Source organism: Chryseobacterium sp. ZHDP1 (assembly GCF_018603435.1).
Classification (GTDB): domain Bacteria; phylum Bacteroidota; class Bacteroidia; order Flavobacteriales; family Weeksellaceae; genus Chryseobacterium; species Chryseobacterium indicum.
The window spans coordinates 2,072,431-2,098,219 of sequence record NZ_CP075682.1 but is presented as its reverse complement, the minus strand read 5'-3'; the positions used below and the strand labels follow the sequence as shown (position 1 = coordinate 2,098,219).

At 35.0% G+C, this 25,789-nt stretch carries 27 protein-coding genes; 9 read left to right on the top strand and 18 right to left on the bottom strand.

Annotated elements, in window-relative coordinates; genetic code table 11:
• Positions 1-1,479 (top strand): trehalase family glycosidase, encoded by a 1,479-nt coding sequence (locus KKI44_RS09655; protein WP_214590809.1) that lies wholly within the window; start codon positions 1-3, stop codon positions 1,477-1,479.
• Positions 1,480-1,507: 28 nt separating this feature from the next.
• Positions 1,508-3,937: a TonB-dependent receptor gene (locus tag KKI44_RS09650; protein ID WP_214590808.1), complete on the top strand. Its 2,430-nt coding sequence runs from the start codon at positions 1,508-1,510 to the stop codon at positions 3,935-3,937.
• Between the two features lie 72 nt (positions 3,938-4,009).
• Here KKI44_RS09650 and KKI44_RS09645 read toward each other — a convergent pair whose 3' ends face one another.
• The 7 genes from KKI44_RS09645 to KKI44_RS09615 all read right to left on the bottom strand — a co-directional run bounded on the left by KKI44_RS09645 (position 4,010) and on the right by KKI44_RS09615 (position 8,590).
• Positions 4,010-4,573 (bottom strand): hypothetical protein, encoded by a 564-nt coding sequence (locus KKI44_RS09645; RefSeq protein ID WP_214590807.1) that lies wholly within the window; start codon positions 4,571-4,573, stop codon positions 4,010-4,012.
• Between the two features lie 17 nt (positions 4,574-4,590).
• Positions 4,591-5,151 carry a leucine-rich repeat domain-containing protein gene (locus tag KKI44_RS09640; protein WP_214590806.1) on the bottom strand — a complete coding sequence of 187 codons (561 nt, stop codon included), beginning with the start codon at positions 5,149-5,151 and terminating at the stop codon, positions 4,591-4,593.
• A gap of 76 nt (positions 5,152-5,227) precedes the next feature.
• Positions 5,228-5,851, bottom strand: coding sequence for a hypothetical protein (locus KKI44_RS09635; protein WP_214590805.1), 624 nt, complete (start codon positions 5,849-5,851; stop codon positions 5,228-5,230).
• 76 nt (positions 5,852-5,927) lie between these two features.
• Positions 5,928-6,248: a DUF6678 family protein gene (locus tag KKI44_RS09630; protein ID WP_214590804.1), complete on the bottom strand. Its 321-nt coding sequence runs from the start codon at positions 6,246-6,248 to the stop codon at positions 5,928-5,930.
• A gap of 11 nt (positions 6,249-6,259) precedes the next feature.
• The gene (locus KKI44_RS09625) at positions 6,260-6,628 is read right to left on the bottom strand and encodes a hypothetical protein (protein WP_214590803.1); all 369 of its coding nucleotides are present in this window, start codon (positions 6,626-6,628) and stop codon (positions 6,260-6,262) included.
• Between the two features lie 27 nt (positions 6,629-6,655).
• Positions 6,656-7,648, bottom strand: a complete 993-nt coding sequence (locus KKI44_RS09620; RefSeq protein WP_214590802.1) for a phosphotransferase — start codon at positions 7,646-7,648, stop codon at positions 6,656-6,658.
• Between the two features lie 303 nt (positions 7,649-7,951).
• The gene (locus tag KKI44_RS09615; protein ID WP_214590801.1) at positions 7,952-8,590 is read right to left on the bottom strand and encodes an MBL fold metallo-hydrolase; all 639 of its coding nucleotides are present in this window, start codon (positions 8,588-8,590) and stop codon (positions 7,952-7,954) included.
• A gap of 129 nt (positions 8,591-8,719) precedes the next feature.
• On the opposite strand from KKI44_RS09615, the gene KKI44_RS09610 reads away from it, so the two are divergent.
• Positions 8,720-9,931: a type IX secretion system plug protein domain-containing protein gene (locus tag KKI44_RS09610; protein WP_214590800.1), complete on the top strand. Its 1,212-nt coding sequence runs from the start codon at positions 8,720-8,722 to the stop codon at positions 9,929-9,931.
• A 107-nt stretch (positions 9,932-10,038) separates the two neighbouring features.
• On the opposite strand, the gene KKI44_RS09605 is transcribed toward KKI44_RS09610, so the two are convergent.
• Positions 10,039-10,242, bottom strand: a complete 204-nt coding sequence (locus KKI44_RS09605) for a hypothetical protein (protein WP_214590799.1) — start codon at positions 10,240-10,242, stop codon at positions 10,039-10,041.
• A gap of 51 nt (positions 10,243-10,293) precedes the next feature.
• Entirely contained in the window at positions 10,294-10,521 is a 228-nt protein-coding gene (locus KKI44_RS09600; RefSeq protein WP_214590798.1) for a hypothetical protein, read from the bottom strand.
• Positions 10,522-10,976: 455 nt separating this feature from the next.
• Here KKI44_RS09600 and KKI44_RS09595 point away from each other — a divergent pair, with 455 nt between their 5' ends.
• On the top strand, positions 10,977-12,929 hold the full coding sequence (locus KKI44_RS09595; protein WP_214590797.1) for a M4 family metallopeptidase: 1,953 nt from the start codon (positions 10,977-10,979) through the stop codon (positions 12,927-12,929).
• Positions 12,930-13,011: 82 nt separating this feature from the next.
• On the opposite strand, the gene hemH is transcribed toward KKI44_RS09595, so the two are convergent.
• Positions 13,012-14,034, bottom strand: a complete 1,023-nt coding sequence (gene hemH, locus KKI44_RS09590; RefSeq protein ID WP_214590796.1) for a ferrochelatase — start codon at positions 14,032-14,034, stop codon at positions 13,012-13,014.
• 67 nt (positions 14,035-14,101) lie between these two features.
• A complete protein-coding gene (locus KKI44_RS09585; protein ID WP_087712341.1) occupies positions 14,102-14,980 on the bottom strand; it encodes a NifU family protein in 879 nt (292 codons plus the stop codon).
• A 392-nt stretch (positions 14,981-15,372) separates the two neighbouring features.
• Here KKI44_RS09585 and KKI44_RS09580 point away from each other — a divergent pair, with 392 nt between their 5' ends.
• Positions 15,373-15,909 carry a gamma carbonic anhydrase family protein gene (locus KKI44_RS09580; RefSeq protein ID WP_214590795.1) on the top strand — a complete coding sequence of 179 codons (537 nt, stop codon included), beginning with the start codon at positions 15,373-15,375 and terminating at the stop codon, positions 15,907-15,909.
• A 151-nt stretch (positions 15,910-16,060) separates the two neighbouring features.
• Here the strand turns inward: KKI44_RS09580 and KKI44_RS09575 are convergent, their stop codons facing one another.
• Entirely contained in the window at positions 16,061-16,501 is a 441-nt protein-coding gene (locus tag KKI44_RS09575; protein WP_214590794.1) for a hypothetical protein, read from the bottom strand.
• An 82-nt stretch (positions 16,502-16,583) separates the two neighbouring features.
• Between KKI44_RS09575 and KKI44_RS09570 the strand changes: the two genes are divergently transcribed.
• Positions 16,584-18,710 carry a helix-turn-helix domain-containing protein gene (locus KKI44_RS09570; RefSeq protein WP_214590793.1) on the top strand — a complete coding sequence of 709 codons (2,127 nt, stop codon included), beginning with the start codon at positions 16,584-16,586 and terminating at the stop codon, positions 18,708-18,710.
• Positions 18,711-18,839: 129 nt separating this feature from the next.
• Positions 18,840-19,211, top strand: coding sequence for a hypothetical protein (locus KKI44_RS09565; RefSeq protein WP_214590792.1), 372 nt, complete (start codon positions 18,840-18,842; stop codon positions 19,209-19,211).
• Between the two features lie 56 nt (positions 19,212-19,267).
• Here KKI44_RS09565 and KKI44_RS09560 read toward each other — a convergent pair whose 3' ends face one another.
• From KKI44_RS09560 to KKI44_RS09540, 5 genes are all read right to left on the bottom strand, one after another.
• A complete protein-coding gene (locus tag KKI44_RS09560) occupies positions 19,268-19,705 on the bottom strand; it encodes a hypothetical protein (protein WP_214590791.1) in 438 nt (145 codons plus the stop codon).
• A gap of 61 nt (positions 19,706-19,766) precedes the next feature.
• Positions 19,767-20,567: a hypothetical protein gene (locus KKI44_RS09555; RefSeq protein ID WP_214590790.1), complete on the bottom strand. Its 801-nt coding sequence runs from the start codon at positions 20,565-20,567 to the stop codon at positions 19,767-19,769.
• Positions 20,568-20,628: 61 nt separating this feature from the next.
• Positions 20,629-21,321 (bottom strand): endonuclease/exonuclease/phosphatase family protein, encoded by a 693-nt coding sequence (locus KKI44_RS09550; protein ID WP_214590789.1) that lies wholly within the window; start codon positions 21,319-21,321, stop codon positions 20,629-20,631.
• Positions 21,318-21,773: a hypothetical protein gene (locus tag KKI44_RS09545; RefSeq protein ID WP_214590788.1), complete on the bottom strand. Its 456-nt coding sequence runs from the start codon at positions 21,771-21,773 to the stop codon at positions 21,318-21,320. Before KKI44_RS09545 ends, KKI44_RS09550 begins: the two co-directional genes overlap by 4 nt.
• A 16-nt stretch (positions 21,774-21,789) precedes the next feature.
• Complete coding sequence (locus tag KKI44_RS09540) at positions 21,790-22,296, bottom strand: hypothetical protein (RefSeq protein ID WP_214590787.1); 507 nt, start codon at positions 22,294-22,296, stop codon at positions 21,790-21,792.
• Between the two features lie 233 nt (positions 22,297-22,529).
• Here KKI44_RS09540 and KKI44_RS09535 point away from each other — a divergent pair, with 233 nt between their 5' ends.
• On the top strand, positions 22,530-23,534 hold the full coding sequence (locus KKI44_RS09535; protein WP_214590786.1) for an LLM class flavin-dependent oxidoreductase: 1,005 nt from the start codon (positions 22,530-22,532) through the stop codon (positions 23,532-23,534).
• Between the two features lie 68 nt (positions 23,535-23,602).
• On the top strand, positions 23,603-24,724 hold the full coding sequence (ribB, locus tag KKI44_RS09530; RefSeq protein ID WP_214590785.1) for a 3,4-dihydroxy-2-butanone-4-phosphate synthase: 1,122 nt from the start codon (positions 23,603-23,605) through the stop codon (positions 24,722-24,724).
• 116 nt (positions 24,725-24,840) lie between these two features.
• On the opposite strand, the gene fmt is transcribed toward ribB, so the two are convergent.
• Positions 24,841-25,788, bottom strand: a complete 948-nt coding sequence (gene fmt, locus KKI44_RS09525; protein ID WP_214590784.1) for a methionyl-tRNA formyltransferase — start codon at positions 25,786-25,788, stop codon at positions 24,841-24,843.
• Between the last annotated feature and the right edge of the window lies 1 nt (position 25,789).

Sequence of the window (25,789 nt, the reverse complement as noted above, 5' to 3'; positions counted from 1 at the left end):
ATGAAGAAGCAGTTATATATATATGAAATTCAGTCTCTTTTTGATGATGTACAGAGATCAGAAGTTTTTGAAGATCAGAAGATAATGACGGATGCGGTTCCCTTGTTTCCGGTCGAAGAAATTAATGCAAAATATGAAGAAGGGAAGCAGTCGGAAGATTTTAACCTGAAAGAATTTGTCCTGTCAAATTTCGATTTTCTGGGAGCTAAAATATCCATTCAGAGGGAAGATCACCTTCCGATTGAAGAACATATCGAAAAATTATGGGATGAACTGACAAGAACAGCCTATGAGGAAAAGGGGACTTTACTGAAACTTCCAAAACCGTATGTGGTTCCGGGAGGTCGCTTCAATGAATTTTTCTACTGGGACAGTTACTACATCATGTTAGGACTTCAGATTTCCGGAAGAGTGGAAATGATGGAAAATATTATAGAAAACTGTTCTTATCTCATTCAGAACGTAGGATTTGTACCGAATGCGAGCAGGACTCATTTCTTAAGCCGTTCTCAGCCGCCCTATTTCTCGTTGATGCTGGATCTGCTTTTTGAAACAACAAAAGACGAAAATATTTACATCAAATATCACAATACTTTAGAAAAGGAATATGCTTTCTGGATGAACGGAACGCAAAAACTGGAAAATGGTTCGGCTACAAATAGAGTAGTGAAAACAATTCACGGAGATGTTTTGAACAGATATTATGATGCTGAAAACATACCGCGCCCTGAAAGTTATTTAATTGATATTGAAGACAGTAAAAATGCAGGAGAAGAATTTTACAGAAACATCAGAAGCGCCTGCGAATCGGGTTGGGATTTTTCCAGCAGATGGTTTGCAGACGGAGAACATATACAGACTATTGAAACGTTGAATCTTGCTGAAGTTGATCTGAACTGCCTTTTATGGCATTTGGAAGAAACACTGGCAAAATCTTCATCGCTTCAAAAATTAAATGAAAGAAAAATTGATTATTCTGAAAGGGCAGCAAAGCGAAGACAAATGATAGATCAGTATTTCTGGGACGAAACTTCCGGAACATACAGGGACTATCATACTCAAAAAAACACAAACACAGCGTCTGAACATATTGCTGCTCTTTATCCTTTATTCCTGAAAATCGCGAGTGAAGATCAGGCAAAGGCAGTTGCGAAAAATATTGAAGAAAAATTTCTGTATCAGGGAGGTTTGGTAACGACGACTCAAAACACAGGTCAGCAATGGGATTTTCCAAACGCGTGGGCGCCGTATCAGTGGTTGGGTTATCAGTCGATGAAAAACTACGGATTTGATGATCTGGCTGAAAAAATTAAAAACAACTGGTGCAGCAATGTGGAAAGAGTGTACAAAAACACTGGAAAACTGATGGAAAAATACAATGCTTTAGACATAGAAACCGTTGCAGGAGGCGGAGAATACCCTAATCAGGATGGTTTCGGATGGACAAACGGAGTGTATCTCAAATTAAAAAAGAATTAAAACTAACAAATAAAAATCAAATAAGGCTATGAAAAAAAGATCGATGTTTTTACTTGCCGGTATTGCAACCTTGTATTACAACAATGCATACGCTCAGGAAACTCCTAAAGATTCCACGAGATCGGCTTCCATCGAACAGGTGGTTATTACGGGTAACTCTAACCCGAAAAAGAAAATAGAATCGAGTACGGCGATTTCTACTTTTACAGCAAAAGAAATCCAGAAACAAAACCCGATCAGTGCGGCAGCTTTGCTGCAGCGTGTTCCCGGTTTTGCGGTAGAAACTTCCGGTGGTGAGGTTGGAAACAACCTTTTCGCAAGAGGTATTCCTTCTGCGGGAGCGTATGAATTTGTACAGGTTCAGGAAGATGGTCTTCCGGTGTTCGAAGACGGAGCATTACAGTTTGCCAATGCAGATAATTTCTTCCGTGTAGACAACTCGGTAAGCAGATTAGAAGCTTTGAGAGGAGGTTCAGGTTCTATTTTTGCGAACAATTCTCCGGGAGGTTTAATTAACTTTATTACCAAAGAAGGAGGGAACGATTTCAGAGGAACGGCAAAACTGGAAACCAGTACTTATGGATTAATGCGTACTGATGTAAATGTAGGAGGAGCTTTGGTTCAGGACAAATTATTCTTCAATGTAGGAGGTTTTTACAGGACAGATGACGGAATCAGAAAAACAGGTTTTAAAGCCAATCAGGGCGGACAGATCAGAATGAATCTGAAATATGTTTTCGATAAAGGCTATGCTAAAATTTATTACAAAAAACTGGATGACAGAAATACATTCTTCCTTCCGATTCCTTTGGTACAGAACGGAAATGATCTGAAAGAATTTTCCGGTTTTGATGCTAATTACGGTACCTATAGCTACAGAAACATCAGTCAGTTGAACATTCCACAAGTAGGCGGAGGGTTTTTCAGCAGAAATTTAGAGGACGGAATTCATCCGAAAGTTGATGTTCTGGGAGCAGAATTCAAATATGATTTGGGTAACAATTTCTCTGTTTTAAACAAGACAAGATATACCAATATCAATATGAATTATACAGGGATTTTCCCTGCAGGCGGACCTCAAAGCGCGGCTGATTTCGCCAAAGGAGCAGGAATTGCAGGAAATACATCCCAATATTCAATGGTAAGCAACGGAGCGGTGGTAAATCCGGGTTACGTTCAGAAATTAGGATTCTGGGCAATCGATAAGCAGATGAATAATTTCGTCAACGATTTGCAGTTCAATTATAAATTTGATAAAGGAAATGTAACGGCAGGTTTCTACAAATCTAACTGGAAGTCTCATCAATACTGGAACTGGAGCAATATTTTAACGACGGCTACCGATAAACCGGAATTGCTGAATTTGGTAGACACTTCATTAACGCCAAACAGTGTTGGTTATTCTAAAACGTACAATGGAGTAACTGATATGACTTTCCTTCAAAGAGATACTCAAACTCAAGGAAGTTTAAATGATTTATATGCAAATCTGGATTATAATATTACAGAAAGCTTGAGTATTAATGCGGGGATTCGATACAGTCATGATTATTACAATGGAAATTTTGTAAATACAACTAATGGAAATTTAAATAATTCAGGATTAACAACCGATGGAATTCACAGCTTTTTAACGACGACTGCGGATAATAATATGAGTATTTTAGGAAATAAATATACATATTGGAATTTTAATATAGATAAAGTTTCTTTTACTGTCGCTGCAAATTATAAAATAGATAAGGAAAATGCTATCTATGCTCGTTTTTCAAATGGATTCAGATCTCCAAATGAAGAAGCATATTATAATTATTTCTCAAATCCTACACCAGATCAGCCTTTAAAATCTGTTTCTACTAATCAAGTTGAAGTTGGATACAAATATTATTCAAGAACATTTGATATTGCTGTAATTCCATTCTATTCTACTTTGAAGAATCTTTCGTTCACGGATGTATTTTCAAATGGATCTTCAGAAAATACCTTTGCTAATACTAAAAATTATGGGGTAGAATTTGAAGGTTATGCAAGGTTATTTAATAATATTTTTGAAATTACTTTCAACGGAACGGTTCAGAATCCTAAGTATAGCGGTCTGGAAGCAGGAAGTGTTTTAGAAGGAAATACAGTGAGAAGAATGCCTAAGTTCTATTTTAATATTGCACCAGCTGTAAATCTTACCAAAGAATGGAGAGCCTATGTAAGTATGAATTATTATGGAAAGCGTTTTCAAGATCAGATGAATGTTCAGACTTTGCCTTCTTTCTCAGAATTTGGAGCGGGAACTTCTTATCAGTTAGGCAAAATCCGTTTTGCAGTAGACGGAACCAATATCTTTAATACCATCGGAATTACAGAAGGTGATCCAAGAGCAGGATCTCCATCGGGAGACGGAATTATTATGGCAAGACCAATTATGGGTGCGGCTGTAAGAGCTTCTATTACTTTGGATTTCTAAAATTACTTTCTTCATATAATTGATAAACCGTCAGGAATTTTTCTGACGGTTTTTATTTTCAAAAGCCTTCATTTAATGTTTCCACTTTCCTTCAAATTCACCATTGCAAAATGATCCGTCGCCTTTTGCTAAAATTTCACAATGCGGAAGCTCACAAGATATTTTTAAAAGACCATCAAATGTAAAATTATTGTTACAGACCTGAATGGTAATCATTTCCATATATTTTATTACCGTTAATTTTTTCAAACCAACTTCAGTAATTGATGTTTCCTGAATTTGCAGATTTAGTAAATTATTTATTTCTGTCAAATATGGAATACATTCGTCTGTAAGTTGTGTATTGCCTTTTAACCGAAGATATTGCAGAAATTCTAAATTCTTTAAATATTTTATGCCATCGTTCGTAATTTCAGTATCCTGTAAATCTAAATTTTCAATTTTACTGCAATTTGAGACATGAGCTAATCCTTCGTCATTGAGATTTGAACTGTAAAAATTGGCAGATATAAGATTAGGAAACTGTTTCAGATAAGATAAGTCATTAAAATTAATTGGAGATTCTTCCCATCTCAATGAGAAATGTTCACTGTTTATATCATAATAATGATTGCCTATTTTTATTGGATTTTCCATAATCATTATATACTTATTTATATCTTAGTTCTTTTCATTATTCTTTTCAAATTTTCCAAATCATCATCTTTGTATCTTCTTGAACCGGATAAATTTATTTCTTTTAAATTTTTTGGAAATAGATCAGGATTTAAATCTGTAAGTTTTGTTTCGCTCAAACCTAAATATTTTAAGTTTAACATTTGGTTGAGGGTTTTTGGTAATTTATTCAGTTCGCAGTTTTCAATACGTAATGTTTTTAATTGATCTAATTGCGATATTGTCTCAGGAACTGTATCAATATCATTTCCTCGAATCATTAAATACTGTAACGATTTTATTCGGGTGAGCCATTCAGGAAAAACTTTTAATGGAAGATTTAGGAGTGAAATTTTTTTTAATTTTTTCAATTCAGCAATTTCTTTCGGAAGTTCAAAATCATCCAAATTATAAATAAAAGGATGTGCCTGAATTTCTAAGGTTCTTAAGTTGATAAATTGCGAAAAAATGGCACCTGTGTCCTTTAGATTGTATTCTATAAACAGTAGACTAAGTTTTTTACAATTCTTTGGATTTTGCATTGCTTCGCTTAAGGACAAAAATTTAGTTTTTTTAAAAAAGAGCATAATTCAAGAATTTATTTTACATCTTAAGTTAAATTGTAATTACTGATAATTATCCTTTTTCATTAATCCAGTTTTCAATCATGGTAACAGCAGACGTAATAGCTTCTTCCAGTTCAAAAAAACTTTGATGTGTTTCTGCAACAGGATTTTTATCATCGTTATTTTTTATTATAGTAATATGATAGCCTCTTTCAGAACCATGCCAACCTGCAATAAGTAAGTAGTTTTGAGAATATGAAACTTCTAACATATCCGATTTCAGGTTTGATCTTGAAAAATCTTTAACAATATAAACTATAGTTCCGCTTTTAAAATCAATATGTTCAAAAGGATTTTTAGGCATTTTAAATACTTCAGGGATTGCCGAACCGTCCTGACTGTCATGCCAATCAAGAATCAGTCTTACATTATAATTAGAAAATATTTTGTCCTGAATGCGTGGTGAAAATTTGTATCGTCCTGATTTCAGTTTTTCACTTTTTACAATTCCTATTTTTGGCTGTATAAAAAGATTGTTCGCCTGATCTGTCTCATATGATAAATACAACGTCTGATCATCAGAAATAATTTTTAAATAAAATAAAAAATCGTAATCATCATCTGGTATAATATACCACAGATACAGTTTGTCTTTATAAATAATTTTTCTCTTTCCTTTATGTGATACTGCCATTTATTTATATCCAAAAATTCTCAGTCCTTCTTCTGTTATTTCATATTCTAACAGTCCCAAATTTTTTATGATCTGTTCAATTTTTTCTATCGGCTGAAAAAAAAAATTCTGATGTCAGTTTTTCATTTCTGTTCCAGCGTTCTGTTTCATATTTTTCGGGGATCAGAATCCATTCAATTTCTTTATATCTGAATGGTCCCAGTTCGCTTACGTCCCCAAAACCATTTGTGTTAAAACCACCAAGATGAAATTTGTACGTTCTGTCGTTCAGCAGAAATTTAATGTATGCAGACTGAATATTTATTTCTGTATCCCGCATTTCTGTCAGTAACCTGAACCATTTTGAGTTGTTCATGTAGGAAACCCGTTTTAGAATTTCTTTCTCCAGTTTGTCCATAGAGACCTTATTTATTTTTTCGGGATAAGCTCATCAATGTATTTTAGCATAGTTTCTTTTACCGTATTTTCATTAAAATCTATGGTAACGGTTAAATTTCTTTCGTTTTCTGTAAATCTTATTGTATTGTTATCAGGCTCTTCAATCTGTCCGTCAACGATGAAAGTGAAGTTTTTTCCAAAAGCTGTTCGGGAAAGCTCAATATTCCAATCGGGAGTGTCATTAAAATTTAATTCTCTTACCGGAAAAATACTTTCAAATTTTAAAGTAACAGATTGGTCGGCAAATTCCGCAGAAATTAGTTTGCAGGCACTCCGTTCTCTGTTTTGTACTTCAATAATTCCATCGATGCCAATGTATTTGTTTAATTCCTGTTCCATATTTTTAGTTATTTGTTTTTATGAAGGTTATTCAATTTCAATAGAATGATAAGCCATCCATCGTTTTAAATTTCCAACCATCCTTTTCAGATGATCTTCATTCAGGAAGATATTTGTCCAGAATTCAAATCTGTCGCACTGCACACTGATGTAATACATTATGACAGCTAAACAGGCGTAAGATAAGAATTTTTTCTCTTCGTTGCTGATTGTTGTTACCGTTTCATAACCCTGTAAAAAACTTTTTGCTTTTGTCTGATATTCTTCCTCATTCAGGTTGGTTGCCAGAAGCTGAAATAGAAAGTAAGAAATATCAAAACACAAATAGCCGTTTCCGCAGAAATCAAAATCGAAAAAAGTAACTTCCTTTTCATTATCAATGTGCAGATTATCAAACCAGACATCAAGATGTACGCTTCCGTATCTCATTTTCTGTCTGTCGAAAGTTTCGAATTTAAGGCTTAAAAATTCAGATAATTTCTCCAGAAAAATAACTTCCGGATTACCATCGTTAAAGAATTTTTTTATCTTTTCAACAGGATTTGTAAGCAGATTTTTCGCATCATATGAAATCCTGTTCAGTTCAAAATGCTCTGCCGACTGATGAACTCTGGCTAAAGCCTGTCCAATCAGAAAACTTGTTTCAGGTGAAAATTTTGCTGTTTTTATGCCTTTCGCATAAGAAAATAAAACACCGAATCTTTTTCCTTCTGGGGCTTCAATTTCCTGAATATAGTCACTGAATTTATCTGCAATCGGAAAAGCAACCTGCCGGTTTGCGTCTTTTAAGTGAAGGAGAAGCTTTAGTTCTTCCTCAATTTCAGATTTTGTCCGCCAATGATGAGTATACACTCGGAAAACAAATTTCTTTTCCTCATCATTAATAATGTACAAATGATTCATGGCTAGGCGGAAAATGCTGCATTTTGTTTTGTTACTCAGTCCGTATTTTTGCTGAATAAGATATCCGAGATGTACGGGATCAAGCGTACTGTTTATAGCAGGGAATTTTTCTGTCATTAATTTATATTTATATCCGTAAGTGAACAGTACTTTATATGAAACAACTTTGTTTGTAATCAAATGCAGGTGCAGGCAGTCTAAAACAACCCTGTTTGTAACCAAATGCAGTTTACATAACTCTGAAACAATCTGTTTGTAATGAAATGCAAATGCAGGTATTCTGAAACAACCCTGTATGTAATCAAATGCAAATGAATGTAGTTTAAAACAACCTTGTTTGTAACAAAATGCAAATCAATTTAGATTAAAACAGAAAGGTTCGTATCTAAACTCTCTTAGTTCACCCACACTCAAACAGTCTTACTTAAAAAACGGATTATACTCCTTTTCAAACCCGATTTTCGTATGATTTCCGTGTCCGGAGAAAACCTGAGTTTCATTATCCAGAATAAAAAGTTTGGTTTTGATTCCTTCAATTAACTGCTCGTAGTTTCCTTTATAAAGATCAGTCCTTCCGATGCTTCCTTCAAACAGAACATCTCCGGAAATGATAAATTTCTGATTTTCATTGTGATAAACCACACTCCCCGGAGAATGTCCCGGAACATGATAGATTTTGAATTTTTCTCCGTCAAAATCCAGTTCGTCACCCTCATTAATATATTGAATTTCCACATGAATATGATCCAGCTCAAAACCAAACCTCATCCCGCTGATCTGGAACATATCCAGCACTTCTTTGTCTTCTCTGTGCATCAGAACAGGAACTTTATACGTGTCAAAAGCCCATTGTAAGCCCAAAACATGATCAATATGAGCGTGCGTTAAAAGAATTTTTTCAATTTTCAATTCATTTTCTGAAATGAAACTTTCGATCGCTTTGGTTTCCTGTCCGTTCATATTTCCGGGATCAAATAACCATGCTTTTTTATTTTCGTTATAAAGGATATAAGTGTTTTCGCTTGCAAAATTGAATACGAAACCTTGGATCTGAAGCATATTCTGAATATTTTTATTGGAAACAAAGGTAGCTACAAAAGTTTTGGTTTAAAAGTTTTAATAAATTTTTAATTGATAAAGATTCCCGTATTGTATGTTTAAAAACGATTTTTCGTTATCTTCGTCATAATGAAAACATTGCAGCTACTTTTACTTTCTTTGGGCGGACTGGTTTTTGGACAGAATATCCAGAGTATTCAATTGTTTAATCCACAGACCAATGACGAAACGCCGGTTATTAATTTTAATCAGCAGTTGGTTTTAAGTTTCGATGATCTTACCAATGCTAGCGAAATTTACAGATATACCATAAAGCATTACAACAGAAACTGGGAAGACGATAATCTCTTTTTTACAGAATTTGCCAATGGAAGTTTAAACGGTTTGCTTGATAAATTTCAGTACTCTTTCAATACACTGCAATCATATACGCACTACACGCTGAATTTCCCGAACGAGAAAATGCAGCCGAAAATATCCGGGAATTTCGAGCTTATTGTGTACAAAGATTCTGCTGAAAAACCACTTTTCAAAAGAAGGTTTTATGTAGTGGAAGATGCAGCAACTTTAGCAATAGGGGTTTCAAGATTTGCTGATGCAAGAAATCCGGATGCGAACCAAAGGATAGAAGTGAAAGCAGTTCCCAAAGGCGGAGATATAACATCGAATGTAAATTCCATGACGCTGAATGTAATGCAGAACAATAATCCGAATGTTACAATAAATAATTTAAAACCTAGTGCGACATTGGGAAACCAGCTTCTTTTTCAGCAGCTTTCCTTGATATTTCCTGGGAATAATGAATTTTATTATTTCGATAATAAAAATATGAACATGGCTGCAGATATGGTTCGTGCAACCGAACTTTTGGACGGAGTTAACCAGACTTATCTTCATCCGGTCTGGGCTTTCCCGCTGAATTATCAGTATCAGCCGGACGTTAACGGTGCATGGTTTTACCGTAGAAATGATCTGGGAAGAGAAAGGGATGCTACGAGAGAAGCAGATTATTCATGGGTACATTTTTACCTTGATTCTGAGCCGGTCGACAAAGAAATTTTTGTTTTGGGAGGGTTCAATAATTTTAAACCAGGCAAAGAAAACCAGATGCAGTATGATGAGACATTAAAAAAATATGTGGCAAAAATATATCTGAAGCAGGGTTTTTACAACTATATTCTGGCAACAAAAAATCCCGATGGAAGACTTAATTTCGGTGAAGTGAACGGTAATTTCTGGCAGACGGAAAATCTTTATCAGGCATTTTTATATTATGCCCCTTTCGGAAGAAATTACGATGGATTAATGGGGTATGGCGAATTCAGAACGCCGGTGAGATAATTTTACAGCCGATTGATTTCATGCAAAATATTAATGTCATTAACTAAAAAACCTCACAGATAAATCCGTGAGGTTTGAATATAATAATAGTCTGGAAGTTTTGGTGATTATGTTTTGAATACAGCGGTTATTAAAATGTTTTCTTCATCTTCAAAAAGATAATGGATATTTACTGGGAAATCATGCATTGTTTCCACGAGAGTTTCCTGAATCTTTTTTCTCTCTTTTTTTGAAATTCCATTTACACATTCTTTTAATTCTTCTAAAAAATCAGTTCCTTTATATTCTTTTTCCGCATTAAAAACTCTCATAAGAAGTCTTATGTCGTTTTTGGCAATAGAAGAGAGCAATACATTCATCGTTTAGGCACAGTACTTTTTCAGCTCCGAGATATTTTCGTAGAAGTCCAGTTTAGTATCGGGATTTTCCCTGTGAAACTGAATTCTATATAAAATTTCGTCCAGATAAAATTGCGATATCGCTGTTTTATTTTTCATTTCAAGACTTTCTACCATCTTCGCAAAAGTTTCCAGCATTTCCGGATTTAAGTTTTCTATTTTATTTTTTAGAATTTCGGCAGTTGCATTCATCTGATCTGTCTTTTTAATTAGCAATGTAATTTTATAGGGTAAAGGTAGTAAAAAATATTTATTTTCAAAATATTTACTATTTAAAAAGGGGGTGTTTTGTTTGTTTTTGATTTTTTTTAAAAAAAAACTTAGCTTTTTTAAGGGGGTGTGAATTTGTTTTTAAATTTTTAACATTGTCTTAAATTTCTAACCTTTTCTTATATAATTCATACATTTTTGAATTATAATGCCCTGCATAGTGAAAAAAAATAATTCATAAATTAATTATTTATGTTAAATATTTTAACATAAAATATATTTAATGATTAAATTTTACATTAAAGAAGTTGTTTATTGTAAAATTGTGATTATGATTTTTTTGCTGATTTATAAATTCTATTGAATATTTAATATTTATTTCGTTAATTTGGTATAAATCTTTTGTTAATTAAATTTAAAACCAATAAATATTTATTATGAAAATGAAATTTATCTTAGTGTCAAGTGTTGCTGTATGTTCTTTTGTTTTCGGACAAAATGTACCGTCTAAACTAATTCCGGCTAAAGACGGACTGCATGCAGATTTTATGAGATTCGAAAAAGACAGACCTGCTTTTCAGGGCAGTCCGGTTTTATTTGATGAAACTTCACAAAGACTATCCCAAGCTCAGGGTCGCAAGTTGGGTTTTGAAAAAGATCAGTTGGGATTTGAAACGCACAGATTTCAGCAGACCATCGATGGAATTCCTGTAGAATACGGGATGATGGCTGTACAAACCAAAGACGGCAAAATTGTAGGAGAATCCGGAAAATGGATTGTTAAGACTCCTAAAAATTTAGAAAAAAGTGCTAAAATTTCCGAAAGCATCGCATTACAGAACGCGATGGCATTTGTAGGCGCAGATTCTTACAAATGGCAGAATAAAGAAGAGGAAGAATTTATTAAAAAAGAATCAAATGATGCCAGTGCATCTTTCGCTCCTAAAGGAGAAGTGGTTTATTATTCTGATCCTGCTGATGATAAAATGAAGGATTTGAAGCTGGCTTACAAATTCGACATCTATGCTGAAAAGCCATTAAGCAGACAATATGTATTTGTAGACGCAAAAGACGGTAAGGTATTGGGAGTTGATGCGATTATCCACGAAGTTAATACTCCGGGAACAGCTGTTACAGGTTACAGCGGAAGCAGAAGCATCGTAACAGATTCTTACAACGGAAGCTACAGATTAAGAGAAACAGGAAGAAACGGCGGAACGGCTGTTCAGACTTTTGACCTTAAAAAAGGAACCAACTATGCTTCGGCAGTAGATTTTACAGATGCGGATAATACATGGAATAACGTTAATACCAACAAAGATCAATATGCAACTGATGCACATTGGGGAGCAGAAATGACGTTGGATTATCTGTATACTAAATTCGGAAGAAAGAGTATCGATAACAATCATTTTGCAATAAAATCGTATGTGCATTACTCTACCAATTATTTTAATGCCTTCTGGGACGGAACCAGAATGACTTATGGTGACGGAAGTTCCACAACAAACGGAGGAAAACCTCTTACAGCTTTGGATGTTTGTGGTCACGAAATTACTCACGGCATGACTTCTAAAACAGCAAATCTTGCTTATCAGAGAGAATCCGGAGCTTTAAATGAAGGTTTTTCCGATATCTTTGGAAATTCAATAGAGCGTTGGGCAAGACCTACACAAAATAGTTGGAAATTAGGAGAAGATTTCAGTTATGTAATCAGAGATATGGCAAACCCGAATGCTTACGGACAGCCGGATACTTATCTTGGAACGTACTGGAAAGCAACTACTACAACAGGTTGTGCAAGTCCTACTCAGACCAATGATTACTGTGGAGTTCATACGAATTCAGGAGTTCTTAATTTCTGGTACTATTTATTAGTAACCGGAGGAACCGGAACAAATGATAAAGGATTTGCTTACAATGTTACGGGAATCGGTCTGGATAAAGCGGCAGCTATCGCTTACAGAACTCTTACAACATATTTATCCTCTTCTTCAACTTATCTGAATGCAAGAACGTATTCTCTTCAGGCGGCTGCAGATTTATACGGTGCAGGAAGTGCTGAAGTTACTCAGGTTACCAATGCATGGAATGCTGTGGGAGTAGGAGGCGGAACGTCTGCTGCAGGAAAAACTGCCGCTTCAGATGCTTCATTATACACAATAAGTCCAAATCCGGCAACAGATAAATTTACCGTATCATTTGAAGGTAAAGAAGGAAGCGGAGTAGTAGAAGTAATGAGCTTGACAGGTAAAAGAGAAATTTCCGAGAAAATGAAATTAACAGACGGAGCGAACAGAGTGGAAATTCAGCTTCCGGGTAATATGCTTCCGGGAATTTATGTGGTAACTGTAAATGGACAAAAAGCAGGAAACTTAATTAAAAAATAACAGTAGTAATATCATAATTAAAAAAAGTAAGACCATAGGATTTTCCTGTGGTCTTCTTTATTACTTTATATCAAAAAGATTATTATACGAGATAAAACTCATGAAGCTTTTCTTCGCAAAGTGTTTTTACCACTTCAATCCATCGGTCTTCATCATTAAGACATGGAATGTAATGGAAATTTTCTCCTCCGCCGTGTAAAAACTGCTCTTTTCCTTCCACTGAAATTTCTTCCAGTGTTTCCAGACAATCTGAAACGAAAGCAGGGCACACAATCGCGAGATTTTTTACTCCTTTTTTAGGAATGGTTTCCAGTGTTTCATCGGTGTAAGGTTCGATCCATTTGTCCTTTCCTAATCTCGACTGGAAAGAAACAATAGTTTTTTCTTTGGGGAGATTCAGTTTTTCAATTACCAGATTCGTTGTTTTGAAACATTGGTGACGGTAGCAAAACGTATGACTTGGATTGCTTTCTCTGGAACAGCAGTCATTCAGATTACACGTTTTCGTTGGATCGGTTTTATAAATATGTCTTTCCGGAACTCCGTGATAAGAAAACTGAAGCGCGTCGAAATTTTCAGGAAGTTTTTCTCTGATGCTTTCCGCTAAACAGTTGATGTAAATATCACGATCGTAAAAAGGCTGAATATAATTGATCTTTACCTTCGGAAACTTCTGTTTTCTTACTTCTTCTGCCTTTTCCACCACCGTTTCTGTCGTGCTCATCGCATACTGAGGATACAGCGGGAAAAGTACAATCTCGGAAACTCCCTGATCTACCAGTTTCTGAATTCCGGCTTCAATACTCGGCTGCGCATATCTCATCCCGATTTCCACAGGAACATCCACTACTTTCTGAAGTTTCTTCTGAATTTTTTCTGTGATCACGATAAGAGGAGAACCTTCGTCCGTCCAAACCGTTTTATAAGCTTCCGCAGATTTTTTCGGTCTTGTGTTCAGGATAATTCCCTGTACCAGAAGTGCGCGGAAAAACCAGCGGTAATCGATCACTTTTTCATCCATCAGGAATTCATCCAGATATTCTCTTACATCATTAACTGCCGTAGACTTCGGCGAACCAAGATTTACTAATAAAATTCCTTTCATAAAATATAAATAATGAGTAATGGTAATGAGTAATTTAATAGTGCTTATTACTGATTACTTATGTTTTTTATCCGTTTACAGCTTCCACTTTTTCTACTAAATCAGGAACAAACTGTTTTAAAATATTTTCAATTCCGCCTTTTAGCGTAGCTGTTGAGCTTGGACATCCGGAACAGGCACCCTGTAAAAGCATTTTTGCGGTTTTATTTTCTTTGTCATATTCCATTAAAGAAATTTTTCCGCCGTCGTTTTCTACTGCAGGAGCTACATATTCATTTAAAATATCTGAGATTTTCTGTTCGTCGTCTGTATATTCTCTGTTGATGATTTTTTCAACAGGATTTTCATGCTTTTGAGCCTCAATATTTGAAATTTCGCCGCCGTTCTGTAGGTATTCTGCAATTAATGCACGAACCGTCATCATTACCTGATGCCATTCCACAGAATTGTCTCTCGTAACTGCTACAAAATTATCTGAAATGAAAACTTCCTTCGCAAAATCAAATTCATTGAAAATTGCCTGAGCCAAAGGAACACCTTCCGCCGCGTCTCTTGATTTTACTTCTACAAAACCTTCAAGCAATAATTTGTTCGAAACAAATTTCATTACATTCGGGTTCGGAGTCATTTCCGCATAAATCTGGTACATTTCTTTTTTCTTCTGAAGATAAATTCTAGGGTTTGCAAGCAATTCATCCTCAATTACATTTTTAAGGCTTTCTGCCACATGTTCCCATTCTACCGTATCCTGTTTTGCAACTGCTACAAAATTTGCCGTGATGAAAATTCTTTCCACAAACGGATAATTGAAAAGTTCCTGAGCAATAGGAATTTCTGAAATATCAGAATCTCTGTCCAACTCCAAAGATCCCGGGATGAGATTGTAATCTGCTACAAATTTCATCACTTTCGGGTTTTCGGTTGGCTCTATAAGTATCGTACGCATTTTTTCTTTAAATTTGAGATACAAAAATACGCATAAGAAGTGGGATTGAAGAAAATGGAGAGTTAGATTTTTGCTATTAGTGTTATTATTGATTTGAATCCATGAATTTCAGTTATAAAATTTCCTTATTTAATATTCTCGCTCTGATACTCTTCATTTTTGCTATGTATACAGCTTGTAGAACAGAAGGGGCGTTTTTGCTTTATGGAGTGGTTTTGTTTTTCGGAATCTTTGTTCCCGTTTTATTGTTAATCATTGATTTTGGATTTCAATATGTTATTAAAAGTAAACTAACCATTCTTTTTTTAGAAATGATAGTATCAGTGATAGGAGGAATGCTCATTTATCTTTATGTGTCACTTTTAAATTTGTTAAATTAACATTACATACATATGGCTTTAATAAAAGAACTTTTAGGTAAAACACCACAAATAGGAGAAAATACTTTTCTGGCAGAAACAGCAACAATCATTGGCGATGTTACCATGGGAAAAGACTGCAGCATTTGGTATAATGCGGTGATTAGAGGAGATGTTCACTACATCAAAATGGGAAATAAAGTAAATGTTCAGGACAATGCAATGTTACACTGTACCTATCAGAAACATCCTCTGAATATCGGAAATAACGTATCTATCGGTCACAACGCAATTGTTCACGGATGTACCATTAAAGACAATGTGCTTATCGGAATGGGAGCGATTGTAATGGACGACTGTCTTGTGGAAGAAAATTCAATTATTGGAGCAGGATCTGTCGTAACGCAGGGGACGCATGTGAAATCCGGAGAAGTCTGGGGCGGTGTTCCGGCAAGAAAAATCAAAGACATCAATTCGCAGCTTCTGGAAGGGGAAGTGAACAGAATTGCAGATAATTACGTAAAATATTCTTCATGGTATAAAGAAAACGTGAAGAATGTAGAAGGATAAATTTTAATTCAATGATGAATGGTGAATTTTGCTTCGCAGGTAAATTTTCAAAGTAAATTCAAATTCATGAAAATAAAAAAGCATTGCTAAAAATTTCAGCAGTGCTTTTTTTATCCTTAGTGAAATTCCTGAAAGAATTTAATGGTTTTAATTAGTAAATAAGTTCGGCTTTACCTTTTATACATTTAATTGCAGTAGGAGGATTTACCATCATGCAGTCCGACATAATTCCGTATTTCTGGTTAAATGCTTTTACTTTTTCAGTATAATCATCAATTCTGTTTAGAATACTTTCTTCCATTTTTTTAGGATAGGCAATATAGAATTGAGGTCCGCCGCAGGATTTAGCGCCCATCGGAGCGAAAGCCCATTCGTTTGCATCTGTACATTTTTCTTTCGTAACTTCAGATTCAATGGAAACCCGAATTCTGTCGAGCTGTGCCTGATCGTATTTCTGGCTGCTTTCATCGGCAGGTCTTTCTGCGATATCCTGAGGAAGATTGGCGTTTGCTTCTTTAGCGGTTCCACACGAAACAAATATTACCGAAACACTGAATAATACAGCAGAAATATAAGAAAGAGGTTTTAGCATAATGACTTTTTTCTGTTTCAAAATTTTCAAAACTTATGCCAAGATAAGGATTTTAAGTTTCATTTCCGTAATTTTGACAGCGATGAACAATCATTTTTTTGACTTAATAGAACATACCAACCGAAGCGTATTTTTAACGGGAAAAGCAGGAACAGGAAAGACGACTTTCCTCAACGATTTTGTAAAACGTACCAGAAAAAAACACATCGTTGTGGCTCCTACAGGAATTGCAGCCATTAATGCAGGTGGCGTAACCATCCATTCCATGTTTGGACTGCCGTTAAGAACGTTTTTACCAACTACGGAAAGAATTGATACGAGTCTGGCAAATAATATTGCAGACCTGATGCCTCATTTCAAATACAGAAAAGATAAGCTTAAACTTTTGCGGGAAGTAGAAGTAATTATTATTGATGAGGTTTCCATGCTTCGATCCGATGTTCTCGATATGATGGATTTTTCTCTGAGGTTTATCCGTAGAAATAATCAGCGTTTTGGAGGGGTTCAGATGTTGTTCATCGGAGATTTGTATCAGCTTCCTCCGGTTGTGAGGGATGAGCATATTCTTAAAATGTACTACAATTCGCCTTTCTTTTTTGATAGCCATGCGATTAAGGAAATCCCATTAATTACAATAGAGTTAACCAAAGTTTACCGTCAGTCGGATGAAGATTTTCTTGCCATTCTGAATGCGATCCGTGACGGAGATATTGCGAATATAGATTTTGAAAGGCTAAATGAAAGATATGATCCGGATTTTAATTCCGGAGACGAACCTTATGTTTATCTCTGTTCGCACAATAAAATGGCAGACGATATCAATCAGGAAAAACTCGATGAAATAAAAGTAACTTCTAAAACCTACGAAGCGAAACTTTTCGGAGAATTTAAAGAAAATCAGTTCCCGAACGAACAGTTTTTAGACTTGAAAATCGGAGCGCAGATCATGTTTATCCGAAATGATATTTCAGGAGAAAAAAGATATTTCAACGGAAAACTGGGCGAAATTTCTGCGTTGGACGAAAACGAAATTAAAGTAATTCTCGACGGAAGCGAAAGGGAAATTACCGTAAAACGTGAAGTCTGGGAACAGAAAAAATATTTTCTGGATACCGATAAAAATATCAAAGAAGAAGTTTTGGGGAGTTTCGAACAGTTTCCGATAAAATTAGCATGGGCGGTTACCATTCATAAAAGTCAAGGTTTGACGTTTGACCGGGTGATTATCGATGCCGGAAAGAGTTTTACCGCAGGACAGGTGTATGTTGCTTTATCGCGTTGCCGTACTCTGGAAGGGATTGTTCTGAAATCTAAAATTACGCCCGAAGTTATTTTTAAAGACAACAGAATTCTGCATTTCCATACCGATACAGTTGCGAATGATCAGGTTGAAAAGATTTTAAACAACGAAAAATACGATTACAGCATCAGGAAAGTACTTCGTGCAGTCGATTCTCAGTGGCTTTTAAAAGAAGTTGAAGACTGGAATAATCTTTCTATTGTTACAAAAAGTCTGGATCATCTTAAGACGAAGCAATTATATAACCAGTTAAAACCTGAAATCGTTAATCTCGGCAAGATTTTCGAAAAACTGGAAAGGGTTATTTCTCAAAAGGTGAATAATTTTATTGAGCAGAAAGAAGAATGGTCTGAAATTGAAAGCAAAACCAAAGGCGCGGTGAACTTCTTTTTTACCGCAATCAGAGATAAGGTTTTCAGTCCGCTGAAAGATTTTTATGCCGAAATTAAAGGAACAAAAGGTCTGAAACAGTATAACGAAGAATTTCGTGTTTGGCTGGAAGATATTGAAGAATATTTAAACAGTTTAAAGGAAATTCATTTGCTGGAAACAAAACTTCTGGACGAGATCAATAACAAGGAAGTGAGCATGAAAGTCGCAAAAGTTCCGTCTCAGGTTCTCACGTTCCAGTTGTTTGAGCAGGGGAAAACCATCGGGGAAATTGCTTTGGAAAGAGGACTGGTGAAAGAAACCGTGATTGGTCATCTCGCAAAATTTGCAGAACAGGGATTGCTCGATATTTCAAGAGTGGTTACTTCGGATAAAATAAAAGCCTTTGAAGATACTTTCTACAAAGATCCCAAAGAAACTTTAACGGAGTGGAAAAATGTTCTCCCGAGTCATTTTGAATTTAACGAAATCCGTATTCTGATCAATCATTTCAATTACCTGAAAGAGAAAAATCAATAAAATATTGCTGATTTATCAGCCACAAACCTCACAGGTTTTTAAAACCTGTGAGGTTTTTTTATCATAAAATTTTGGAAGAATAAAATCCAGATGAATTTTTGTATTTTTAGGTCTTAAATCCTCATCACAATGAAATATTTATTTACTTTTCTGTTTGCATTTTTACTGAATGCAGATCACGGTTCCAAATTCAATTATGATCTGCTTATCGGTTCATGGTCGCAGAAATCCATTGCGAACAGCAATTCTACCGGAATATTCACCTTTAAAAAAGACAGTACGGCAAGTCTTGAAATGATCGATCAGGCTTCCAACGGAATGATTGGCGGAATGACCGGTCCTTATAAAATTGAAAGAACCAAAGGAAACCTGAAAATTACGTTACTGGGAAAAGAAAAAACATTTGAAATTCAGGAACTGACTAAAGATGTTTTGGTGATTCAGAATAAAATGGAAGGTAAAGAAAAACAGGTTTTTAAACGGTATACCGAAGAAAAATAAAAGTTTTCTGAGAAGAAGTAAAAACGGTCAGCAATTGATAAAATTACTGACCTTTTTTATTTGCTAAGCATATCCTGATTCACACGATAGCCTACAATTTTGATATCGCCGTTTTCATCTTTTTCCAGAGTGAAGGTTTCCTGTGTTTTTTCAGTACCTCTTTTCACATCGTAAACGAAAAGATATTCACTCTTGGGATTACTGCCTTTTACAACCATTGTTTCCCAGTGAGAAAGATTATATTCCTCAACAGGACCGATCTGTCCCGTCACATTTAAAAGTTCTGTAAGTTTTTCTTTGCTCGTTACACTGAAAAATTTTTCTCCGAACAGCTTAAAAATATTATCCTGATTTCCACCGTATCGAATTTCCCAGTAAAACTTCTGCGGCACTTTTTCACCATCTGCTTTATCGGATTCCCGGTCTTTGTAAAACTGGTTAAAGTTGCAGCTTAGTAACAGAAAGGATAAAAGAAGTAGATAAATGCTTTTCATTTTAAATTATTTTTTTTAATCGTTATATGTTATTTTTTCTTTTGCTGAATTTTTTGAAAATTTAGTAGTAATTATATTGAAAATGCTGTGCACATCGAAGATAAAATAGATTTGTAATTAAGAGGTCAATTTCGTTAACAAATCCATTAAGCTCCTGAATCCGCTCAGTTTTTTCCTTTGCTGTAGATTCTTTATCAATTTTAACCTCGTCGTCGATCCTTTGTCTCAGAGACTGTATATAAAGTTTCTTTTGTTTTGAAACATCATATTCATCTTTGGATTGACTGTTATCTGATTCAGAATGAAGATAGACAGCATATTCAGCATTCGCAACAAGGCGGGATTGCTGATGCCCGAAAAATGTTCCGCCATTCGCGAGATAGCCAAAAATCGAATTGATAGCAGAGTAAATTCTGATTAATTTTTTGCGATGTCGGGCATTCTTTTCTACTCCGTTCTTTTGTGCAAGAAAATAAGCATACAGATTATAATACTGATCTTGTCCGGCTTCACTGCTGAAATCTGAACCAAAATTTCGGTAAGTAATATCTGGACTTTGGATTATTTCATCGAAAAATTCAGGGTGATTATCGATTATTTTGTTGAAATCTTGTCTGCTCAGTTTTAATAAAAAATCATTTTCATTACGTATCACTACAGTATCGAGTGTTGTATAATGTTTTGAATTTAAATTTTTTATTTTTTGACTTTCATATTTTTTCTGTTTATCTTCAGCAGTCTTTGAAAAAATATTTGTGTTTGTAATCAGTGAATCTCTGTTTTCAGTTGTTTCTTTTACAATTTTGATTTTTTCACAGCTTATAATGAATAAAAGCAGTAAGATTACACTTTTCTTTTTCACCGTTTAGTTTTTAGAATAATAAAGATATAACATAAATGGCATATATTAAATAGTATAGAATTTAAATTTTTTTCACCGAAATAGAAATGCCTTTATGATCACTCACCACATTTTTATCCACAAAAATTCTGAATTCTGTATTGGGTGAAAAAACTTTCGGAATGATAATGTGATCGATATTTTCTTTAATTTCTGAAGTTACAGGGATGATATTCAGTTCTTCAAAAAGATTTTTTAAAGCTTCTGTTGTTTTTAAATTAATTGAAAATTGTTCTTCTCCTTTTCTGAATGATGTATTAAAATCACCAACGATAAAAATATTTTTGTTCTCTGCATAAATTTTTCGACAGTCGTGGATGGTATTCTGCAATTCGATATCAACAAAAGGTTTTCGGTTAAACCAAGTTCCGATAATCGTACAGTAGAAAACAATTTTTCCCAATTCTGTTTCAAATTCCAAAGCGAGATTAGTTTTTTCATCCGTTACAGCATATTTTTTCGAATAAGGAATTTTAGAGTACAAAACTGTCCGGAAAGCTTTTTCTCCTTTTAAATATTCCGAATAATTGAGATTTTCATAAACGGTGTTCTCAGGAATCGGCGAACAGAGATATTGATACGGAAAATTTTGAAGATCAAGATCAATGGCTTCCGTAAGAATAAGGAAATCGAAATCAAACTGATTAAGAAATTCCGCGGTTCCTGAAGAATTCTTTTTTCTTGCCCAATCGATGTTGAGGGTTGCAATTTTCAATAGTCTCTGTTTAAAATTAATTTCCGTTGATTGTTGTCATAATAACTTGAATGACGACTTGTATCTTTGAAGAATATTTCTTCATTTTCTATTTCATTAAATCTTTGCTTATCGGTTTTTGCAAAATCAATCAGCGTATATGTATTTTCATCTAAAACAGTAAAATCAACGAGTTTTAAATATTCAGGAACAGATTTTCTGTCGATCATAATCTTTCCGCCGCCAAGTTGATGTCTGTCCTGTCCATTTTTCTTCACTCCGGAAACCCAATATTCTTCGCCCGTTTCAATATCAAAATGATTTCCCGAAATGCCGGGAATTTTAAGTTTTTTAAGAGCCTTATTATTGAAATATACCGTTTGTCCGGATTTTGAAAATTCAACCCAACCAATCCACGCAGATCCGTGATGACCGGAAGATTTGTTTTCGATATACCTTATTTTTGATTTCATGTTTTAATTATTGATCTTATCTTTTTAATTTCTCAAAGTCATATAAAGTAATGAAATCAATTTTATGCCCCCATATTTCATTCATTTTCGCCTTGGGAAAAACTCCTGAAATAGAGGTGTTTTCAAATTCATCCTTGAAATAATATTTTATATCCGCTTTATAGATTAAAGATGTTTTTACATTGCTTTTTAAAGATAAAAGAGATTTCCAGTCTTTATCTTCCTTCCCTTCGTTATAGTAAGCTCCTGTGAAAAAAACTTCAATCGTATTTTCTTTAATATCTTTTGAGAAAATATCCTTCTCCTTACTTAAAGGATAATATTCTTTATAAGGTTCCATGCTCAAAACGCGGTATTCATATTTATTGCCATTTTCTTTCAGTTCTAAAATAATTTTTGAACCTAAAGGAAAAGTAAATGTTCCATATTCGGTGGGAAATGTAGTAGGAATATTCAGTTTTTTTTGAGAAAATATTTTTCCTGTAAAAATTAAAATGATAATAAGAAATAAGAGTTTTTTCATGGTTAAATTTTGAATTGAAATCAATACCAAATATACAAAAAGTGATTATTCAAAAAAGCAATTTAATATTAGCCTGATTTCTCATAGTTTTTCCCTGAACCTCACCATTAATCCTATCGATTACAAAAAGTAACTAATGCAGTTTATTAGTCTTATCTTTGTTGCGTAAAATTTAAAATAATGAAACCGACAAAAGTTTACGAAATGCTTTTGTCTAAACAGAATATCCCGATATGAAAAATTTTGAAATATCAGTATTGGATCTTGCTCCCGTAAAACAGGGGAAAACTGTTCATGATACCTTTCAGGACAGCTTGTCTTTAGCAATCCATGCTGAACATTTAGATTATAAAAGATTCTGGCTTGCCGAACACCACAATATGGAAAGCATTGCCAGTTCTGCAACCTCCGTTCTGATTGGTTTTATCGCCAACGGAACCAAAAAAATAAGAGTGGGCTCCGGAGGAATTATGCTTCCGAACCACAGTTCATTAGTGATTGCCGAACAGTTCGGAACCCTTGAATCACTTTTTCCCGGAAGAATTGATCTTGGTTTGGGAAGAGCTCCGGGAACTGATGGTTTAACCGCTCAGGCTTTAGGAAGAAATCCGGCAATGATCAACAAACAGTTTCCAAGACAGATTTTAGAATTACAGAAATATTTTTCCAAAGAAAACCGTGATGCCTTGGTTCGTGCCATTCCGGGAGAAGGACTGGATATTCCGATGTATATCTTAGGTTCCAGTACAGATAGTGCATTTCTAGCCGCGGAATTGGGACTTCCGTATGCTTTTGCGGGACATTTTGCGCCGGAGCAGATGGAAATGGCTTTCAATATTTACAGAGAACATTTTGAACCGTCAAAATACTTAGACCAACCTTATATCATTGCCTGTGTCAACGGAATTGCTGCGGAAACTTCGGAAGAAGCGCATAAAATGTCGACAACTTTGTTTCAGGCTTTCATTAATATTGTAAGAAACGACAGAAAGCCTTTTGCGCCGCCGGTTGATGATATGGACGACATCTGGTCGCCCATGGAAAAATCCATGGTGTTGCAGAAACTGAGATACACTTTCATTGGAGATCAGAGTGAAATAGAAGAGAAATTGAAAGGTTTTCAGGAAAAATTTAATGTGGACGAACTGATGATTAATTCTCATATTTACGACCATCAGAAAAGACTGGAGTCTTATCATATTTTCAGAAAAGCTAAAAACTCCGTATTTGGCGAATAATAAAGAATTTATAATATTGGGAGATGCATATTTTTATAAGTATCTTTGCAAAAATTTAAAAAGTAAAAATGTCTGATATTAAGTTAAATACTATTCCAGAGGCGATAGAAGACCTTAAAAATGGTAAAATAATCATAGTAGTGGATGATGAAGACAGAGAAAACGAAGGCGATTTTCTTTGTGCGGCAGAGCTTACAACACCTGAAATTATTAACTTTATGGCACTTCACGGAAGAGGGCTTATCTGTATGCCGCTTCCTGAAAAAAGATGTGATGAGCTTGGTCTTGAAGTAATGGTAAGCCGAAGCAGTGATCCGAAAGAAACAGCTTTCACCGTTTCTGTAGACCTATTAGGAAACGGAACTTCTACCGGAATTTCTGCAAGCGACAGAGCAAAAACCATTCTGGCTCTGATGGATGAAAAATCCAAGCCGACAGATTTCATGCGTCCCGGTCATATTTTTCCTTTAAGAGCCAAAAAAGGAGGTGTTCTGAAAAGAGCCGGGCACACAGAAGCTGCAATAGATTTAACTTGTCTTGCCGGTCTTAAAGAAGGAGGGGTAATCTGTGAAATCATGAATGAAGACGGTTCTATGTCGCGTTTGCCGGAGCTTTATGCTTTTGCACAGAAACATGATATGAAAATAGTTTCCATTGAAGATTTAATTCATTATCAGCTTAAAAAAGGAAATCTTATTGAAAGAATTGAAGAAAGAAAAGTAAAAACCGCTTACGGAGATTATGATTTCTTTGCTTTCAGAGAAACATCCAACGATCAGATCCATTTTGCTTTAACCAAAGGTTCATGGACGGTTGATGAGCCTGTTTTGGTAAGAGTTCAGTCATCAGATTCTTATTTTGATGTGTTAACGAGACTGAATAACGGAGAAAAACCTCAGTTGGAAAAAGTAACCTCTATGGTAAATGCAGCAGGAAAAGGAGCCATTGTTTTCATTAATAATGTTTCAAACTCTGAAAATACATTAAGAAAACTACAGCAGTTTCTTAATTATCAGGACGGACAACAGCAGCATCCGACTTTGGCATTCAATTACAGAGATTACGGAATCGGAACTCAAATTCTTAAAAATCTGGGAATTAATAAATTTAAAGTAATTACCCAGAATCCTAATGTGAAGCCGCAGGTTGGCGGATATGATGTTGAGGTAACTGAAATGGTGCAGCTATAAAATGTGAATTGTGAATGGTCAATTTTGCTCTGCAAGTGAATACAATGCTAAAATTGATAATGAAGTGAATTCACTGTTGACAATTCACTTCGACGAAATAAAAATGGCTTGATTTCTCAAGCCATTTTTATTTCGTCGAAATTCCTGAAACCGTTCAGAAAATCTTTTATGTTCATTCTCTTTTTTCCTTCAAGCTGTAATTCTGATGGAAAATATTCTCCGTCTTGGGTAAAAATCTTAAATCCGTTTTTAGAGATTTCCAAACTTCCGGCTGTTTTTCCATGATCCGAAATTTCAAATTTCCCACCGAAAATTTTAAGCCCTTTTTCTTCCTCGCCTATCTTTAAAGTGGTGAAAGCTGCAGGATAAGGAGACATTCCCAAAATAAACTGATGAATTTCTTTCGAATTTTTTGTCCAGTCGATTCTTGTATCTTCTTTAAAAATTTTAAATGCATTTTTCGGATGCTCAACTTCCGGCTGTGGTTTTTCTGTAATTGAGTTTTCTGCCAATCCGTTTAATGTTCTTACCACGAGTTCAGAGCCCATTTCCATGAGTCTGTCATGAAGGCTTCCTGCGTTTTCGTCCGGTAAAATGGGAAGTTCTTCCTGAAGCAGAATATTTCCTTCATCAATTTTTTCATTGATAAAAAACGTTGTAGCTCCGGATTTTTCTTCTCCGTTGATAATTGCGTAATTGATGGGTGCTGCACCTCTGTAATCGGGAAGTAGAGAAGCATGAAGGTTGAAAGTTCCCATTTTTGGCATTTCAAACAAAACTTTCGGCATCATTCTGAAAGCGACCACTACAAAAACATCGGCTTCCAGTTTTCTCAATTCCTCTAAAAACTCGGGATTTCTAAGCTTTTCAGGCTGAAAAACAGGAAGATTATTTTCTACGGCAAAAACTTTTACCGGAGACTGATTGATTTTCTGTCCTCGTCCGCTCGCTTTATCCGCAACCGTTACAACGCCCACAACTTCGTGATGAGAATGATGAATGGCTTCCAGAGAAGCTTTGGCAAACTCCGGAGTTCCTAAAAATACAACTTTCAATGATTTCATA